This window comes from Pseudomonas sp. SDT291_1_S447 (assembly GCF_054070155.1).
Genome location: NZ_JBSVXS010000291.1, coordinates 1 through 509 on the forward strand (window position 1 = coordinate 1; position 509 = coordinate 509).

Sequence of the window (509 nt, forward strand, 5' to 3'; positions counted from 1 at the left end):
GCCGCCATCAACGGCAACGTGTACCAATTGATTACCACGGCGCCGGCGACGTTCGTCGCGGGCCAGCTGCAGCTGGAAGTCCCGGTGGAGGCGATCGAATCAGGCAGTGGTTTCAACCTCGCCCCGGGTTACTACGCCATTCTGCCGGTGCCCATCCCCGGCATTGTTCAGGTAGTGAACAAGGACGGTTGGCTGGAATCACCAGGTGCGGATCCGGAACCGAACGACCAGCTGCGTTTGCGCGTGCGCAACCAGTTCTCGGCCGTGAATCAGTGGCACACCGACGCGGTGTATCGCGCCATGATCTCGGCCTTTCCGGGCGTGCGTCCGGACGGCGTTTACTTCGAACATGGCGCACCGCGTGGCCCGGGCAGCGCGAATGCCTTTGTGTTGTTTGATGCAGGTGTGCCGGCGGCAACTTACCTGGAGCAAATCAATTCGCACATTCGCGACCAGGGCAACCATGGCCACGGCGATGATCTGCTGGCCATGGTGATGCCCGAAGTACC

The 509-nt window shown here is 61.9% G+C and carries 1 protein-coding gene; it reads left to right on the forward strand.

Annotated features, from left to right (window positions below):
- Window positions 1–509: baseplate J/gp47 family protein (locus ACW9IR_RS29600; RefSeq protein ID WP_457466156.1), on the forward strand; the 509-nt coding region annotated here is incomplete at both ends.